Source organism: Methanomicrobia archaeon, from assembly GCA_016930255.1.
Taxonomy (GTDB): Archaea; Halobacteriota; Syntropharchaeia; order Alkanophagales; family Methanospirareceae; genus JACGMN01.
On sequence record JAFGHB010000021.1, the window covers coordinates 1 to 17,417 of the forward strand.

The following is a 17,417-nucleotide window of genomic DNA, read 5'->3' on the forward strand; positions in this document are numbered from 1 at the left end:
AAAGAAGGTTGACGCGGGAGATGATGACGGAGATCGACAGGGCGACTGCTGGATCTACCGAGCGAAGAAAGCAGATACGAAACTGCACGTATTTTACCACATTGGATAATACCGCGCTCTGCGAACTGCTGCATCCCGCTAACGAACCGAAAGAATTGGCAATTCGGTTCAGTATCGCGCACGCACTCGTAAAACCGGGTGAGACGACACGACCTCATCGGCTCAAGACCTCCGCAGAGGTATATTATATCGTGGATGACAAAGGGAAGATGTCTATTGACGACGAAACTGCGACACTCCATTCTGGGCAGGCTGTTTATATCCCGCCTGGCTCAAAACAGCATATTCAAAACACGGGCGATTCTGATTTGAAATTCGTGTGCATCGTTTATCCGATGTGGTGCCACGAAGATGAAGAATTGGTGTGAAATCCACCTCTCACCAGTCCACACGCTGACCGAGACCCTGAACCTCAGCATTCTGCACGGCTAACCGCGCGGCAACAGCGTCCTGTACAGCAACGCCGACAGATTTGAAGAAGGTCACCTGCTCCGACCGCGTGCGGCCCTGCTTACGTCCGAGCACGAGTTCGCCGAGTTCCGCGTGGAGATGTTCTTCCGAGATGGTACCTTGCCGGATGGGTTGAATCAAATCGCCAGCCTCGGCGAGTGCCGCTTCACGCGAGTCCACCACCACGAGTGCGCGCGACACGGTCTCCGCAGGCACTTCTTGCATATCCGGAGTGTACGAGCCGATTCCGTTAATATGCACTCCAGACTTGAGGTCAGCATCAGCGAAAACAGGGGTAACGGAGGTCGTCGCGGTGCAAATCACGTCTGCGTCAGCTACTGCCTGCTGAGGACTTGCAGCAGCACGTAAATCGCGGGGAATCGGCCCCGTGCCAGCCATTTCACTGATAAACGCTTCCACCCTCTCCTGGATGCGATCGTATACCCAGACCGTTTGAATCGCCCGTACGGTACAAATGGCTTCCAATTGGGTGCGTGCCTGTACGCCTGCGCCGAAAATGGCCGCAACCACACTATCAGGTCGAGCAAGGAGGTCAGTAGCAGCACCGGATGCGGCACCCGTACGAATGGCTGTCAGTGTTCCTCCCTCCAGCAGTCCCGTCGGCCGACCTGTGCTGGCCTCCAGCACCAATACCGCAGCATGTAGGGTGGGCAACCCTTGTTGTGCATTGCGGGGGAACACTGATACGGTTTTCACTGCCAACGCCTCGCCCTCTCTGTCGTCTACGAAGGCAGGCATGAACAGACTCTCGCCTTCGTGAGCGGGTATCACCACCTTGGCACGCAGCGGTACCTGAGCCCGACCATCCGAAAACGATGCAAAAGCTCGTTTCATCGCTGCTATACACGCATCCATAGGCAGTGCCATACGCACATCCTCCCCTTTAAGCACGATCATATATCTTCTCTCTCCTATTCCTTATTCTCGTAAAAACGATCCCGTTCGATTGCTTGCTAGTACTACTGTTATAATCGTGTTAAAATCTATTGGTATCGTAAGATAATATTTCAGCATTGCAAATCGTGTCCTTCCGAACCCGCAGCATTCGGAATTACTTAACCACGTGTACTTATACTACTAACCATAAACCCGTGACATGACAAGCAGGGAAGGGATGTAGAAGCATGCACGAATGGGCATTGGCAGAAGCGGTAATCGAGACGGCCATAGAGGAATCGCGAAAAGGGGGGCTGGAAGAGATCAGCGAAATAACCGTTCAGATCGGTGAGTTACAGCAGATAGAGCTCGAAGTGTTCCAGTTCGCCCTGGATGAAATAGCCAAAGCGCACGATGAGGACTCGTTACTGACGAACGCGAAGATGCGCCTGGAAACGGAGCGGGCGATCTTCAAGTGCCGCGTTTGCGGAACCGAATGGGATTATCGAGATACCTGCGTAAACGAGGACGAGGGCGAGGCGATTCATTTCGCTCCTGAGGTTGCGCATGTGTATGTCCGCTGCCCGTCGTGTAAGAGTCCAGATTTTGAGGTTATCCAAGGTCGCGGCGTCCTGCTCAAAGCGATAAAAGGGAAGAGGTAGGTTGCAATGGTAACAGATCCGCGTGTGAGCGTCATTGACCGGAGATTATCAGGCATCAAGCGAATCATTGCGGTAACCGGCGGGAAAGGCGGTATTGGCAAGAGTTTGACCTCGTCGCTGCTCGCACTGACGTTGTCGCGAATGGGGTACCGGGTCGGGCTGCTGGATCTGGACCTGTCTGCACCGTCAACGCACGTGATCCTGGGCATAGACAGTGTGTATCCGAAGGAAGAGTACGGCATCATCCCGCCTGAGGTGCACGGAATATCATTTATGAGCATTATCTACTTCACCGGTAACGAGCCCGCACCGCTGCGCGGCGAGGATATAACGAACGCGATGCTGGAGCTGCTCGCCATCACGCAGTGGGGCTCGCTTGATTTCCTCATTGTTGACATGCCGCCGGGCATTGGCGATGCTTCGATGGACGTTATACGCTGGCTGAAGCGAGCTGAGTTCCTGGTGATGACCACCGCTTCGAAAGTGGCACTAGAAACGGTGAAGAAGGTACTCAAAATGCTCGAGGAATTGCATAAGCCGATTATCGGCGTCATCGAGAATATGAAGATGAGGGAGTCGTCGGCGGTGCAAGACGAGCTGAACGGATTCAACGTGCCGATCTTAGGAGATATAGATTTTGATATGGATCTTGAGGATTCGATCGGAGATGCAAATACGTTATTAGAAACAGACATGGCAACACGTCTGAAAGCGATTGCCATGAATACTCCAGAGTTCCAGTTGAACTCAGATCTTTAGAATTTTGAAAAGGTCTTTTCTAACCTTCTCATCACCAATTATGTCCTCGATGGTGAAAAAGTAGTCAATAATGCTCTTGCTTTTTGCGATTTCTTCTTTAGCTTTTGTTGTTAACGAAACTCCTTGCATTATCAACACCGTTATTGATTTTGAGTTCTCTTGCTTAGCACGTCTTAAGCTCTTCAATGCCGCTCCAAACCTTTCGAGCACACCAGCAGGGTCAATACCGCCTTTTATTTCTACGGCTATTTGGATAAGATCCTTTTTATAAACCCCGATATCCGGTTCATTTCCCAATATGACTTTCTTCCCTGCTCGTAGTTTTAGTACTTCCCCTTTTCCATGAGCGATTTCTTCGAGCAACAGTTTTCTTTCGCGGATTCTTCTCTCTATTAAGTCCTTGATAACTATCTCAGCCTTATCTCCCTTGGTATTTTGCCATGAACCTTGTGCCTGCGAGCCAGCAGCCATCCCTCGCCATATATCGAATTCTCTGGCATCTATCTTTTCATCATGTTCAATCAGAATGCTGACGATTTTATTCAAATGCTTTGCGATAGACAAGGCACTATCATCTGTAAGTAAACCTTTTCCTCCTTCATATCGGGTTATGCTCAAGCTTACCCGGCTCATTGATTTCTGTGAGACCATCGCAAGCATTCTGTAATAGCTAATTCGTTTTGGATTTTCTATAAACACATCGGGATGTGAAAACACTATTATAGGTTTAATACCTCGATGAATTGCTCTTTTCCAAGCTCTTTCAGTAATTCCCAACTTAGTTCTATTCCAGTCAAGCTCTTCTCCTTTTATCTTTTCAAGTTCATAGGCGATTTCAAGTAGTCCCCACTCATGAAGTTTTTGATGAAAAAATTCACTTTTCGTAATCTGATCAATTGTCCAACTTTCTTTTTCTTTTTCTGAAGGCATAATTATTTCTCCCACATAACGATGCTCTCTCTCACAGGGACTCTCCCATACTTCTTCATCTGTTGCGAGCTATTACCTTTATATCGTGCTACTATAATTTCCTTCACCTCAAATCCAACCTCCTCTGCCATTTCAGAAAGCACTAAATCCACGGGTATCAACTCACCTTCAAATCGAACATTGTCCACAACCATAGCAACTTTAGCTCCAGGAGCTAGTACTTTAAACCACTCTGCTATAACCTTCTGCATGTCTATGAAATAAGTTATAATCATGCTCGGTATTTTAGGATTGTTGAGTTTTTTCATTTCTAAAATTTCAACCACTTCTTTTATTAATTGGTGTGGTGGAGTTTCATCTTTTCGTATTTTTGATTCAATATGTGACCGCAAAATACCAAAACGGATAGCTTTTAGTTCATCAAAATTGTTGACAAAATGGAAACATAACTCAAGTGCATAAGTTCTCGTGTAATCATAACGATTCGCGTATGGTGGGGAGGTAATAATAATAGTAGGTCTCCTCTTGAAGTTAATGTCAGATAAATCTCTTGTGTCTCCAAGAAATACATCAGGCATAACTTCTTCTGTTATTGCGGGATTATGATGGAGTAGTTTCATACGGTGGATATCTTCTTCCACCTGTGCGATTTTCCGGTTCATTGCGTCAATAGGATTGGAAGTTTTTTTATCACGCGTTAATCGGAGAAATTGCCCGTCTTTTGATGTGAAGCTGCATTCTTCCAAAATAGAAAAGAAGAGGAAGAGAAGAAGATCATGATAGGGTGAAGGCAAACTCCCAATAGCGGCTTTTAGTTTCCTGAGTGCTAAAAGAGTTTCAGAATCAAAGGCAACTTTCATGATGGGTACATCTAATGCCACTTTTGCAGGCTCGCTTTTTTGTATTTGTGGTTTCAGAGCGGCCCAGATATTCTTCAGTTCATTCTCTTTCAGTACAAAAAACGCTGGCAACGTTTTTGAGATAAAATAAGCTATGGGCAATCTATCGATCCCCACTGAGGGGATACCGTGAGTCAAAGATACGAACATCGTGGTCCCCAGTCCAGAAAATGGGTCAAGCACATAATCACTGGAGTCCGCTTCAAACCGTCTCAAAAACTCCGTTACAAAATCGAAAGCAAAAGCTTCTTTGTACCTGTAAATTCTCAAAAAGGGAATTTTTCTATTTCCTACATAAGAAACGTTAGAGCCTAACTGTAACTCTTCGTGTATGATCTCTTTGAATTTATTTTCGATTATTTCTCGTCTTGAGCCAAGAGGGTAAAGACTTGCTATCGCCGTTGGTTCTTCATAAAAAAGCATCTGTTGAGAATTATTGCCTGCTAACTCCCTTTCTCGCGAGATGTTTTTCATATCTATCTCCTTTAATCTTATCTATGCTGCTATTTCATAAAACGTTATCAACATATCCTCGGCACAGGGTCGCCAATCGGTGTCTCGACAATCCGCTTGCCGCCAACGCGCGTCTTCATAACGACGCCCTTGAGCTCATCTGTCACCGAGCCAATGATCGCAGCGTCTTTTCCCTGTTTCGTTGCCCGTAGCGCGTCGAGCACCTCGTCTGCCTTCTCTTTTACAACGCCCAGAACCATCTTTCCCTCGTTGCCGATCTCCAGCGGATCTATTCCCAACAGCTCGCACGCGCTCCGAACCGATTCCCGTACCGGGATCTTATCCTCCTCTATCAGGATGCCCACGTTCGATTTCTCACTGAACTCATTCAGTAAATTCGCGAGCCCCCCGCGCGTCGGATCCTTCATCGCAACCACACCGCCAACCTCTAAGATCTTCTGGATAGGCTTGTTCAACGGCGCTATATCTGATTTCAATTCCGTATCAAACTCGAACCCCTCCCGGAACGAGAGCAACGCAACGCCGTGATCGCCGACGTACCCAGAGACGATTATCTGATCGCCATCGCGAAGATTCGAGTCTGTTAACCAATTTGCATCAAGTTCCCGGTACTTCCGCACCTCCTCCAGGTTCCGGTCTAAAGCCGCGGTTCGCCTGCCGATCGCGGAGGTGTTCACCACCAGCTTCTCCACTGCGCCGCGTTCAACCACTTTCGTATCTCCGGTGGCTATGGGGACCTCAGCCTCCTCACACGTCCGCCGCATGCCAGCCAAAACGCGCTCGAAATCGCTCAGCGGAAAGCCCTCCTCTATAACGAACGCCACCGATAAACAGAGCGGTTCCGCACCCATTACCGCGATATCGTTGACGGTGCCTGCGATAGAGAGGCTTCCGATATCACCACCCGGGAAAAAGAGCGGTTTCACGGTATGCGAATCGGTCGTGAAGACGATATCATCAACAACGGCAGAGTCGTCCAATGCCTGTAACGGCACCTCTATCGCCGCTTTTGCTCCGTTGCCAGTACGAAGGCCGTCAAAATCAAAGTAGCGAAGCACAAGCTTGAGCAACTCATGCATCCCCTCGCCGCCTGCACCGTGTTCCAGTTTTATGCTGCCTTTCATCTCCATTCCCTGTACACTCATGAACGAACAAACAAACAACAAACAACTATTCGCCTTCTTGATAATACCTTATAGTTTGAGCAGTATTAAGAAGTAGTGCATATTAAGTAGAGAAACCATCAAAAGGTAGGAGTCGCCGGTATGGGTTCAAAACGGAGATTGATATTCGTCACCACCAATGCGCACAAAGTACGGGAGATAACGGATCTGGCAGCGTCGGAATCGAGTGAGATAACGATCGAGCAGCTCGATTATGACTATCCTGAGCTCCAGCTTGACGATATAGAAGCGGTAGCGCGCGAAAGTGCGAATTATGTGCGTGCACAGACGGGAATTAAAGAGCCCTTCTTCCTCGAGGATTCCGGCCTGATTATCCCAGCTTTAAACGGTTTCCCGGGTCCTTTTTCCGCCTTCGTCTTCAAAACGATCGGAAACGAAGGGATCCTGAAATTGATGACTGATAAGAAGGGCGACGAGCGCAGGGCTACGTTCAAAACGGTCGTTGCATACTGTGATTCACCCAAGAGTGTGCCTGTTCTATTTGTCGGCACCGTTGAGGGGCGCATAGCAGGGGAGATTCGAGGTAACGGCGGTTTTGGCTACGATCCGATATTCGAGGTCGAGGGAGTGACGTTTGGCGAGATGAGCGCCGAGGGCAAAAATAACGTATCGCACCGCAGTAGAGCGTTCAAGAAATTTTTGGGTTTTTACAGCGGTGAGGTATTGAAAAAAACCGCATAGCTATATAGTATCATTGTTGATACGGTAATTTCGAAAAGTTTAAATACCCTCTGAGTTTTCTATGTGCAAGGGATGAAAAAGGGTAAGGCGCGGGAGTGGTTTACCGCCAAGAAGAAGGGTGAAACGGCGGCAGTGCTGGGATTTACCCCGTTTTTAAAAGCGCTTCTGGTCAATTCGGTCTTGCACAATATGTCAGTTTTTTTACCACATAACAAAAAATTTTTTGATTTCTTCGAGGAGCTTGCAGGTAAAGCAGAGGAGACCGCGCAATTGCTCGCGGATTTGGGTGCCGATTATCGTCCCTCCGAACCTCTTTCGCTGAACTCTGATTCGCGCAGCTCTAGCCTCTTACACGTTAGAGGACGGCTTAAAGTACTGGAAGGGGAAGGCGACGCGATTGTGCATCAAATCATCCAGGGTCTGTTTTATGACCATACGCGGGTCACTGAGGAGAAGGGCGATATCCGGTATTTCGCGCACAATCTTGATAACATCATCGACGGTGTGGAGAAGGCCGTGGCGCGATTGGCGTTTACGACGCGGCCCACCATTCCGGAACCGGTAAGTGAGTTTGCTCCGATCATCTTTGAGGCCACGGAAGAGATAAAGAAAGCTGTGTGCTGTTTACGCGATATACGACACAGTGAAATACCGTTAGAGGAGTGCTGCATAAGGATAAACGAATTGGAGAACGAAGCGGACAAACTCAACCGGAAATGGCTGAAAATACTGATGACCACGCCGACGGAAGATACTAATGAGGTGCTTACGCGGCTGCTGCTCAAGGAAATCGTGGATATCCTTGAAGATACCATGGACAACTGCGAAGACGTGGCGAACATTTTGGAGACCTTTAGATTAAAGGGCGGCATCTGATGGAGCTTGTGGCGATCTATGTTATCATCATCATACTCCTTGCACTGATCTACAATTTCCTGAACGGCGCGAATGACAGTGCGAATGCGATCGCTACGGTCATTGCTACCAAAGCGTTAACGCCGCTCAAGGCGTTGGTTCTGGCGAGTGTGTTCAACCTCGCTGGTGCGTTCGCTTTTACCGAAGTCGCGAAGACTATCGGCAAGGGAATCGTTTCGACTATAGGTCTGACCACCACTGTGTTCCTCCTGGTGCTCATCAGCGGCTTAATTGGTGCGATACTCTGGACTTATATTTGTACCGCAGCCGGCATCCCGATCAGTGTAACGCATTCATTGGTGGGCGCAATCATGGGTGCTGGACTCGCGGCGGGAGGAACGAGCGTCATTCAGTGGCAAATACTGACCGATAAAGTATTTCTTGCTATCGCGCTCGGTCCTTTTCTGGGATTTGTAGCAGGAGCTTTTATCTTTTCGTTCATCAGTTGGATGCTGTACCTCTTCTTTAAAAATACCCCCACACCAACAACAGCGAGGATCTTCAGAAAATTACAGCCTATTTCTGCCTCATTTATGTCGTTTAGTCACGGCATGAACGATACACAAAATGCGATGGGCGTGATCAGTGCAGCGCTAATAGCTGGCAGCTTCCTTGCCACGCCTTCTGGAGGTCAATTTCCCGTGCCCTGGTGGGTGCGGATAATCTGTGGCGTTGTCATGGCGCTCGGAACACTTTTGATGGGCTCAAAGGTGATAAGGACGATGGGGTGGCGATTAACGAAGCTGGCGCCAAGACACGCATTCTCAGCAGAAGCTGGTGCGGGCCTCGCATTGGTAGCGGTGAGTTTAGCCGGCATGCCGGTCAGCACCACGCACGTTATGGGCTCTGCGGTGATAGGCGGCACATTTTTTCAAAGCCTCAACAGAATCCGCTGGCCCGAAGTTGGCAGAATGTTCACAGCATGGGTGATTACTCTTCCGATTTCCGCACTCAATGGCGGTGCATCATATTGGCTCATACAGTTTTGGACGTGAGGACAATGAAGGATGATCCAGCCGTGAAAGCTCAGAAACCCACAGATAGCAGCCTTTGCTTCAAACTATATAAATTTTAACTAATTTATGATTATTACTACATTTATATATAGATCAAACCCGGTAGTTAGAAGTGAGCACAAAATGGGAAAAAATGAAGCGATAGTGATAGCGGCACTCGTGGCGATAGCAGTAGTGACAGTTTTGATACCAACGATGCACGCGGCGACGCCAACAGGCCTTTCCGGGGAACTGACCGTCGCGGGTTCGACAACGGTACTGCCGATCAATCAGGAATGCGCACGGCTGCTCATGGAAGCGAACCCTGATTTGCGAATATCCATATCGGGTGGTGGATCCGGCCATGGCGTCAAGTCGGTCGGTGCCGGCGAGATTGATATCGGTGCGGCATCGCGCGATGTAAAGGCTGCAGAAATGGAGCAATATCCGGACCTGAAACCAGTGGCTATCGGAAAAGATAGTGTAGCCATCGTACTGCACCCGAGCAATCCGGTAAACGAGTTGACACTGGAACAAGTGGCGAAGATCTTCAGCGGCGAGATCACGAACTGGAAGGACGTGGGCGGCACTGATGCTGCGATTCGGGTGCTAACGAGAGAAGAAGGATCAGGAACACGAGAAGTCTTCGAGACCTACGTGATGACGCCCTTTGACAAAGAAGTAGCAGGCGCGGCATCGGTAAAGTCGTCAAACGGTGAGGTGCGCGCAACGGTGAGCAGTGATTCCAGGAGTATTGGGTATCTCTCCCTCGGCTACGTTGACTCCTCGATCAAAACAGTCACGATTGATGGCGTAGAGCCGACAGTCGAGAATGTGCATTCCGGAGTATACCCAATTTCGAGGAACCTTTATCTCATCACAAAGGGAGAACCGAGCGCACTCGAACAGACCTTCATCGATTTCGTTTTGAGCAGCGAAGGGCAAGAAGTGGTCGAAGATGTGGGCTACCTACGAGTGGTCTCTCCGGCAGCACCAACAACACCAACACCAGCGCCGACTAAATCTCCAGCACCATCAGCAACACCGCTAACAACACCAACGCCTGAAGAGCCAGGCTTCGAAGCAGTATGCGCGATAGCTGGACTGCTTGCCGTGGCCTCTCTCGTGCTGAAACGAAAGCATGACTGAGTAAATAAACACACAAAATTGAGTCCCAGAAACGAAAAATGGAAAAAGGTGGAGCGATATTTTTTCCCCACTACTTTTATTTTCTTGTGATAGAAAGCTGGAAAAGGAGCAATGAAAATAGTACACCTTTCAGACATACATGCTGGTGGGTCTCACTTTCTGCCAGATCTGGCTGAAAACGTGATCGATACGATCAATAAGCTTAAACCGGATATTCTAGTCGTTACCGGTGATTTGACCGATAATGGCTATACTTCGGAGTTTGAAGAGGCGAAAGGGTATATCGAGCGGCTCGCATGTGATCTGAAGGTAATAATCCCTGGTAATCATGACGCGAAAAATGTCGGCTACCTTGGCTTTGAAGAGTTTTTCGGAGCACTGGTAAAGGTAGAGCGGAGCGAAGGGATAACCGTTGTCGGTATTGACTCGACTCAACCGGACCTCGATGAGGGCCATGTAGGGCGGGAGCTGTATGCATGGCTTGAGCAGAGCCTTGATACTGACGATTTTAAGGTTGTCGCACTTCATCACCATATAATTCCCGTTCCGAAAACCGGGCGAGAACGAAATATACTCACTGATGCTGGTGACGTACTCGAGTTGCTGATGAGATACAACGTCGACCTCGTGTTGTGTGGGCATAGACACGTGCCCTGGATCTGGGACCTGAACGGGATGATCATAGCAAATGCGGGTACCGCGTGCGCGGATCGTGTGAAATGGGGCATTCCGCAATCATTCAATCTCTTTGAACTCGAAGATGCGCAAAAAGGAACGATCAAGATATACCGGATGTACTCAGGTGGTGGCCAGGAGCTGGTTTTTGATGAGGAGAGGCAAAGAAGAGCGAAATGAGCGTTTTGGAAGATGTCCGCACCTTTAAATCAGAAAAGATGAAGGGACGGCTAGCGGAGAAGATAATAGAGAAGTTGCTCTTCATCTGCGCGCTCTCTTCGATCCTTATCGTGTTCTTTATTATCGCATTCATCTTGAAGGAGGGCTTTCCTGCCTTAACCCTTGGCGGTGATTTCATCGCGGGGATGACTTGGCGCCCTTCCCGCAATCAATTTGGTATTTTACCGATTGTGATAAGTACCTTCATCGTCGGCATTGGCGCACTGGCGATCGCAGCTGCGATAGGAATACCAGCAGCGATTTATCTGGCAGAATTATCACCGGAATGGTTCAGAAACATCATAAAACCAAGCATTGAGATGCTGGTCGGGATACCGTCAATCGTGCTCGGCTTCTTTGGGTTAATGGTGCTCGTCGTGTTTATCAGAGATACTATTGGCGGCTATGGGGAATGCATCTTAGCAGGCTGGATAATTCTTTCGATAATGACTCTGCCGCACGTCATCAGCATATCCGAGGATTCTATTCGCGCGGTGCCCGAGGCGTATAAGGAGGCATCACTTGGGCTCGGTGCGACGCACTTACAGACGATTAGGAGAGTAATACTGCCCCATGCACGTTCCGGAATATTGGCTTCGCTGGTTCTGGGTATGGGCAACGCGATCGGTGAGACCATGGCGGTGCTGATGGTTATTGGGAATCCAAACATACCCTGGATTCCCACAGGCGTGTTAGAGCCCGTACGTGTGCTTACCTCCACGATCGTAATCGAAATTTCGTATGCAGTCTGGGGCTCGATACACCAGCATGCGCTGTTTGCCCTTGGCGTTGTTCTGTTTATCATCGTCGCGCTGCTCAATGCGATTACCACTGCGATCATACGAAAGAGCGTAAGGAGGAGCGGGAGCAGATGAACAACAAGGAGAAGCTTGTAACCGCGGGTTTGTGCACAACGGCGCTTATATCTTTGGTTATTTTGTTCATCGTCGTTGGCTACATCTTCGTGAATGGGATCGGCGCAATAAGTCTCGAGTTCTTGCTCGAATCACCGTATCGATTTGAACAGGGCGGTATATTCCCGCAAATCATCGGGTCGTTATGTTTGGTTTGCGTCTGTTTGTTTTTCGCGGTTCCGTTAGGTGTGGCCTCGGCGATCTATCTCGCGGAATACGCGCCTGATAATAGACTTACCAGTAGTGTGCGGTTTTTTGTGGAATGTTTGGCGGGCATACCGTCAATCGTGATCGGCTTATTTGGACTGATATTCCTCGTCTATTACCTTGGGTTCGGCATTTCCATGCTCTCCGGCGGGTTGGCACTTGGGGTCATGATTCTGCCATGGACGGTGAGAGCGAGCGAAGAAGCGATAAAGACGGTACCTCAAGCGTACCGTGAGGCGTCCCTCGCGCTAGGAGCAACCAAGTTGCAAACCATCCGGAGCGTGGTGCTAAAAAGTGCCTATCCCGGAATTATCACCGGTGTTTTGTTAGGCATGGGAAAAGCGCTCGGGGAGACTGCTGTTGTTCTTTTAACCGCCGGTTCGGGGCTGGAATCCTTCTTGCCGAGATCCGTATTCGACCCTGTCGGCTCATTACCGGTTTATGTATACATGCTGGCTACGCAGGGGCATACGTCAGCCGCGTTCGCCGCTACTTTTGGAGCTTCGCTCGTGCTCATAGCACTATTCTTGTCGATAAGCGTATTTGCGCTAGTTCTTCGGAATCGCTACATTAAGCGTTTGACCGGCGGGAGGAGAAGTTAAGAGACAAATAAAATGAGTGAGATAGAAACGAGGGGTTTGAATGTGTATTACAGAGATGGAACAGTGCACGCCTTAAAAGAGGTGAACATAAAGATTGCAGCGAATAAGATAACGGCGTTGATCGGACCATCGGGCTGCGGCAAGACGACTTTTCTCAGAGCGTTGAACCGGATGAACGAGCTGAGAGGCGCGAAAACGACTGGAGAGGTGTTGTTGGACGGCAGGGATATATATAATGAAAAAGAGGACGTCATTCAGTTGCGGAAGAAAGTAGGCATGGTATTTCAGCAGCCCAATCCCTTTCCGATGAGCATTTATGATAACGTCGCCTATGGTCCGCGGATTCACGGGCAGCGAAACAAGAATTTGGACGGAATTGTGGAAGAGAGCCTGAAGAAAGCGGCACTGTGGGATGAAGTCGAAGATCGGTTAGAAGAGAGCGCTTTGGGGTTCTCTGGTGGGCAGCAGCAGCGGTTATGCATTGCCCGTGCTCTCGCGGTGAATCCGGAAGTCATCCTCTTTGACGAGCCATGCTCAGCATTAGACCCCATATCGACTGCAAAAATTGAGGAGTTGATGGCTGAACTGAAGAGTGAGTATACAATCGTGATAGTCACGCACAATATGCAACAGGCAGCTCGGGCATCTGATTTTACCGCGTTCTTCCTCATGGGCGAACTGATCGAATTTGGTGAGACCGACGAGATCTTCGAGCGCCCAAAAGATAAGAGAACAGAAGATTATATTACTGGGAGGTTCGGCTAAATGGCGGTACGAAAAGAATATAGAGCGGAATTAGAAACGCTCAAAGCGGATGTGTTGAAAATGGGCGAGCTCGCTACGGCGGCGGCGGAGAACGCGATCAAAGCTCTTGTCGCTCATGATAAAGACTTGGCATCAAGGCTGATCGAAGAGAACAGTGTAATAGACAAAATAGAATTCGACATAGAGAATCACTGTATGAAACTGCTAGCGCTACAACAGCCCATGGCCGGTGATCTCCGAATGATAGGAACGTGCTTAAAAATCATAACGGATTTCGACCGGATAAGTGACCTTGCGGGTGATATTGCCGAGATCGTGTTGATAATCGCGGATGAGCCGTATGCGAAACCGCTGATAGACATACCGCGGATATCAGAGATAACGCAGGGTATGCTTGCTGATTGCCTTGATTCGTTCTCATCGCACCGGATAGAGAAATTGGAAGATTTTTCACAACGCGACGACATGGTTGATGGTCTGTTCGGGCAGATTAGGCGGGAGTTGCTGGCTATAATGATCGAAAATCCACGCTCTATCACCAATGCGAGTCATCTCATCTTCATCGCCTTGCATCAGGAGCGAATAGCAGACCATGCATGTAACATTGCTTCTCGGATTATTTACATGGTTACCGGAAGGAGGCGGAAGTTAGAATGAACATTAACCAGTTCAGCTTATCTTCTTCGCCACGAGTTCAATAGCCCTCGTAATGCTGGTTTTTGGCCGTATCGTGGCGACCGGTATAGTAACGACCTTCTCAACCGTGGAACTGACGATAGGGGCACAGACCAGTGCGGATGCCCCGTCCCGTTCCGCTTGCATCGACCTGATGATCGCCTCTTCGATGCCCGTAACCGCATATTCCTTGATGTCCATAGTCTCTCGGCCCACGGTGATTGTCGTTTGTTCTATCTCGTCTAACACACCCCGCGTACCAATAATGCCAATAAATTTGTGCTTCTTGCTTGCCGCGTCGGCTTCTATCTCTTGTATTGTGCTTAATATCCGTCGGAAGGTGCGCAAATTCGGATCACGCTCACCCGATAGGATTTTATAAAGCGTGCTTGCTGATATGCCCGATTTCTCACTGAAGTCACCCATGCGCAGTCCCAATTTCTGTTTAATCGCTCGTGACAGTACTTCAGGGAGCGGTTTATCCTGCACGAAGATCTCGGCTACGATCTCCTCAGCGATGGTCATGCCGTATAGTATAAGGGGCAGCCACTTATATATAAACTATTGCCTGCGGTATTGTACAAATGGGCATTCCAGTGCCGACCACGATAGAAACCCGAAAGGGCACGTAGAAACGCGAGCCCCGTGGTTTTTTAGAGTAATGAAGCGAATAAGCATATAAGATAAGAGCAGAGTAACCGTGAAGAGAAGAACATGGCGAAGAGAAGGACCGTAGCGGAGATAGCCGAGAAAGTAGAAAGCGAGACGGCGGTGGTGATGACTGCCGAGGAGCTTTGCAACAGCGTACGGGATGGTGAGGAGATCGGATTTGAAGCTGTAGATGTCGTCACTTCTGCTACGTGCGGCGTGATGAGCGGAACGTATGCAGCCCTTTCGTTTCCTGTCGCGGAACGAGACGCGTTTGAGCGTGCAGCAAAAGTCTTCTTGAACGGTGTGCCGGCATTTGTGGGGCCCTGCCCGAACGAGCGGCTGGGGATCGTGGATGTAATCGTTTACGGGTCCTCCCGCAGGGATAACAGCTATGGGGGCGGGCATCTGTTCAGAGCGCTGGTTGCGCATGAAGAGATAGCGGTCGTGGTGGAAACCGCAGACGGTCAAGAGCTCGAAACGACAACGACGCTCGATGATATCCCGTTTGCGAGACTCTGCAGCACGCGTAATGCGTTTAAGAACTATTTTGCCTTTGTCAATGCGCACGAGGGCGAAGTAGCATCGATATTTTCCGTGGACAACTTGAAAGGCCCGTGTAAGAAACTGTCGTTCTCGGGCTGTGGCGAGTTGAACCCTCTGGAGAAAGATCCGCTTTTGGAGACGATCGGCATAGGCACGAAAATCTTGATGAACGGCGCCGAGGGTTTTGTTATCGGTCAGGGCACACGGAGCTCTGCGGAAAAGCCGAATTTGATGGGTATCGCAGATATGCACGGGATGCAGCCTGAGTATATCGGTGGTTTTCGGACTTCCGCAGGGCCAGAGATAGTAAATTCCTGGGCAGTGCCTATCCCGATAGTGAACGAGCGCGTGCTGGAGACCGCCAAGAAGCTCGATGAGGCGATACCGCTGGGTGTTATGGATGTCCATACCAGACTGCCGGTGGGTGAAATCACCTATGCCGATGTCTGGCGTGACGTTTCCGTGCGGTTCGTTCGCTCAAGCTGTATCGAATGCGAAGAGTGTCAGGTTGTGAGCCGGTGCCCGATGGGAGCTTTTGATGCTCTGACCAAAGAGCTGAACGAGGCTGTATGCTGCAACTGCGGTGCATGCGTACCAGTATGCACGGGCGGAGCCTTTAACTCCGATCTCGGCGTTGTTACGGTTGCGGGCAAGGAGATCCCGGTGACTCTGCGGCAGTCAGACAGGAAACGGGCGGCACAATTAGCGGCGATGCTGAAGCAGAAGATTTTGGACGGCAGTTTCACGCTTGTGGAGCGGGTAGCACGGCTTAACATTTGAAGCGAACAGGTGAAATGAAGAATGGGAACAGAAAAGTATCATTTGAAATGTGTGGAAGGCGGAGAGCTTGTAGTTACCGACGGCTATACAAATACGTGTCCTGAAGGTCACGATTCGCTGTTACGGACGGTGTATAGCAAAAAGCAGATACAGAAACGTTCGGGACAGGGCATGTTCAACTATATTGACTGGCTGCCCGTGGACGAGGCGATACCGACGAGTGCGAGTCCGATCACGTACAAAAGCGACGGATTCGGAAAAGAACTTGGACTGATGAATTTGTACATAGGGTTTAGCGGGTACTGGCCGGAGCGAGGGGCGTTCATGAAGACCTGCACATTCAAGGAGTTAGAGGCACTGCCGACGGTACAACGCGTGAAAGAACGCGCAGGCGGGAAAATCGTGATCGTGGCTTCGGCTGGGAATACGTCACGAGCGTTTGCGGAGGTCGCCGCTGCAACGGGCATGCCCGTTGTCACAGTCGTGCCAAGCGGTTCTCTCCCGCGGATGTGGACGACTACGGGCAACCACGACAGCATCTTCTTGATCGCCGTGGATGGCGATTACTCGGATGCCATCGCCGTCGGCAAGCAGATAGTACAGATGGAGGGGCTCGTAGAAGAAGGCGGAGTAAAGAACGTAGCGAGAAGGGATGGCATGGGTGTGGTCGAGCTTGAAGCAGCATTCGCAATGAGCGGTCTGCCGGACTATTATTTCCAGGCGGTGGGCAGCGGCACGGGCGCGATCGCCGCGTGGGAAGCGTTTAGCAGGCTCATTGACGATGGCCGCTTTGGTACGAAAATGCCGAGGATCGTGATCGCGCAGAATTTCCCGTTCGCGCCTATGGTCAGTGCCTGGCAGGCTGGTCGAGCGGAGTTCATCGCAGATATGGACATGAAAGATGCAGAATCGGCGATTCAGCAGATGTACGCCGACGTGCTCTCCACAAGGAATCCGCCGTATTCCATCAGAGGCGGCGTCTACGATATGCTTTCGAGTACGAACGGGACGATGTACGGAATAACGAACGACGAGGCACGGGAAGCAGAGAAATTATTCGAGGGTGAGGAAGGGATCGATCTTGACCCTGCGGCATCCGTGGCGGTTGCGTCTTTGATAAAAGCCGTGGATGACGGGGTCGTTAAAACGGAGGACAGGATTTTGCTGAATATCACCGGCGGCGGTTATAAACGAGTGAAAGAAGATTGTAAACGGTACGAAATCGGAGCACGGTGTGAGATGAAACCCTCTGATCAAGGGGCGTTGGATGACGTTGAAAAGGAGCTGAGGGAGTTTTTTAGGGCACCGTAACGTGATAAAACTGAGTTATT

Annotated in this window: 19 protein-coding genes; 14 read left to right on the forward strand and 5 right to left on the reverse strand. The window is 49.7% G+C overall.

From position 1 onward, the window contains the following. Nucleotides 1-23 precede the first annotated feature (23 nt). Nucleotides 24-428 carry a cupin domain-containing protein gene (locus JW878_03080; GenBank protein MBN1762052.1) on the forward strand — a complete coding sequence of 135 codons (405 nt, stop codon included), beginning with the start codon at nucleotides 24-26 and terminating at the stop codon, nucleotides 426-428. A gap of 10 nt (nucleotides 429-438) precedes the next feature. Here the strand turns inward: JW878_03080 and JW878_03085 are convergent, their stop codons facing one another. Further along, nucleotides 439-1,428, reverse strand: coding sequence for an ornithine cyclodeaminase family protein (locus JW878_03085; protein MBN1762053.1), 990 nt, complete (start codon nucleotides 1,426-1,428; stop codon nucleotides 439-441). A 227-nt stretch (nucleotides 1,429-1,655) separates the two neighbouring features. On the opposite strand from JW878_03085, the gene hypA reads away from it, so the two are divergent. Continuing rightward, nucleotides 1,656-2,069, forward strand: a complete 414-nt coding sequence (gene hypA, locus JW878_03090) for a hydrogenase nickel incorporation protein HypA (GenBank protein ID MBN1762054.1) — start codon at nucleotides 1,656-1,658, stop codon at nucleotides 2,067-2,069. A gap of 6 nt (nucleotides 2,070-2,075) precedes the next feature. Next, a complete protein-coding gene (locus tag JW878_03095) occupies nucleotides 2,076-2,828 on the forward strand; it encodes a P-loop NTPase (GenBank protein ID MBN1762055.1) in 753 nt (250 codons plus the stop codon). On the opposite strand, the gene JW878_03100 is transcribed toward JW878_03095, so the two are convergent. The 3 genes from JW878_03100 to hypE are packed head-to-tail and all read right to left on the reverse strand — an operon-like array spanning nucleotide 2,817 to nucleotide 6,255. Then, a complete protein-coding gene (locus JW878_03100; GenBank protein ID MBN1762056.1) occupies nucleotides 2,817-3,758 on the reverse strand; it encodes an XcyI family restriction endonuclease in 942 nt (313 codons plus the stop codon). The genes JW878_03095 and JW878_03100 overlap by 12 nt on opposite strands. A gap of 2 nt (nucleotides 3,759-3,760) precedes the next feature. Continuing rightward, nucleotides 3,761-5,131 (reverse strand): hypothetical protein, encoded by a 1,371-nt coding sequence (locus tag JW878_03105; GenBank protein MBN1762057.1) that lies wholly within the window; start codon nucleotides 5,129-5,131, stop codon nucleotides 3,761-3,763. Nucleotides 5,132-5,178: 47 nt separating this feature from the next. Beyond that, nucleotides 5,179-6,255 carry a hydrogenase expression/formation protein HypE gene (gene hypE / locus JW878_03110; protein MBN1762058.1) on the reverse strand — a complete coding sequence of 359 codons (1,077 nt, stop codon included), beginning with the start codon at nucleotides 6,253-6,255 and terminating at the stop codon, nucleotides 5,179-5,181. Between the two features lie 141 nt (nucleotides 6,256-6,396). Here hypE and JW878_03115 point away from each other — a divergent pair, with 141 nt between their 5' ends. From JW878_03115 to phoU, 9 genes are all read left to right on the forward strand, one after another. Beyond that, nucleotides 6,397-6,996 (forward strand): XTP/dITP diphosphatase, encoded by a 600-nt coding sequence (locus tag JW878_03115; protein MBN1762059.1) that lies wholly within the window; start codon nucleotides 6,397-6,399, stop codon nucleotides 6,994-6,996. Between the two features lie 72 nt (nucleotides 6,997-7,068). Continuing rightward, nucleotides 7,069-7,872 (forward strand): DUF47 family protein, encoded by an 804-nt coding sequence (locus JW878_03120; GenBank protein MBN1762060.1) that lies wholly within the window; start codon nucleotides 7,069-7,071, stop codon nucleotides 7,870-7,872. After that, the gene (locus JW878_03125) at nucleotides 7,872-8,906 is read left to right on the forward strand and encodes an inorganic phosphate transporter (GenBank protein MBN1762061.1); all 1,035 of its coding nucleotides are present in this window, start codon (nucleotides 7,872-7,874) and stop codon (nucleotides 8,904-8,906) included. The genes JW878_03120 and JW878_03125 overlap by 1 nt, the downstream gene beginning before the upstream one ends. Nucleotides 8,907-9,050: 144 nt before the next feature. Then, on the forward strand, nucleotides 9,051-10,055 hold the full coding sequence (locus JW878_03130; protein ID MBN1762062.1) for a phosphate ABC transporter substrate-binding protein PstS family protein: 1,005 nt from the start codon (nucleotides 9,051-9,053) through the stop codon (nucleotides 10,053-10,055). Nucleotides 10,056-10,166: 111 nt separating this feature from the next. Next, nucleotides 10,167-10,910 (forward strand): metallophosphoesterase, encoded by a 744-nt coding sequence (locus JW878_03135; protein MBN1762063.1) that lies wholly within the window; start codon nucleotides 10,167-10,169, stop codon nucleotides 10,908-10,910. Nucleotides 10,911-10,948: 38 nt separating this feature from the next. Further along, a complete protein-coding gene (gene pstC / locus JW878_03140) occupies nucleotides 10,949-11,824 on the forward strand; it encodes a phosphate ABC transporter permease subunit PstC (protein MBN1762064.1) in 876 nt (291 codons plus the stop codon). Beyond that, nucleotides 11,821-12,672 carry a phosphate ABC transporter permease PstA gene (gene pstA / locus JW878_03145; GenBank protein ID MBN1762065.1) on the forward strand — a complete coding sequence of 284 codons (852 nt, stop codon included), beginning with the start codon at nucleotides 11,821-11,823 and terminating at the stop codon, nucleotides 12,670-12,672. Before pstC ends, pstA begins: the two co-directional genes overlap by 4 nt. Before the next feature lie 12 nt (nucleotides 12,673-12,684). After that, nucleotides 12,685-13,437, forward strand: a complete 753-nt coding sequence (gene pstB / locus JW878_03150) for a phosphate ABC transporter ATP-binding protein (GenBank protein ID MBN1762066.1) — start codon at nucleotides 12,685-12,687, stop codon at nucleotides 13,435-13,437. Continuing rightward, complete coding sequence (gene phoU, locus JW878_03155) at nucleotides 13,438-14,094, forward strand: phosphate signaling complex protein PhoU (GenBank protein ID MBN1762067.1); 657 nt, start codon at nucleotides 13,438-13,440, stop codon at nucleotides 14,092-14,094. Nucleotides 14,095-14,106: 12 nt separating this feature from the next. On the opposite strand, the gene JW878_03160 is transcribed toward phoU, so the two are convergent. Then, nucleotides 14,107-14,637 (reverse strand): helix-turn-helix domain-containing protein, encoded by a 531-nt coding sequence (locus tag JW878_03160; GenBank protein MBN1762068.1) that lies wholly within the window; start codon nucleotides 14,635-14,637, stop codon nucleotides 14,107-14,109. Between the two features lie 189 nt (nucleotides 14,638-14,826). Here JW878_03160 and JW878_03165 point away from each other — a divergent pair, with 189 nt between their 5' ends. Beyond that, complete coding sequence (locus JW878_03165; protein MBN1762069.1) at nucleotides 14,827-16,086, forward strand: methanogenesis marker 16 metalloprotein; 1,260 nt, start codon at nucleotides 14,827-14,829, stop codon at nucleotides 16,084-16,086. Between the two features lie 21 nt (nucleotides 16,087-16,107). Beyond that, complete coding sequence (locus tag JW878_03170; protein MBN1762070.1) at nucleotides 16,108-17,397, forward strand: cysteate synthase; 1,290 nt, start codon at nucleotides 16,108-16,110, stop codon at nucleotides 17,395-17,397. Nucleotides 17,398-17,417 lie beyond the last annotated feature (20 nt).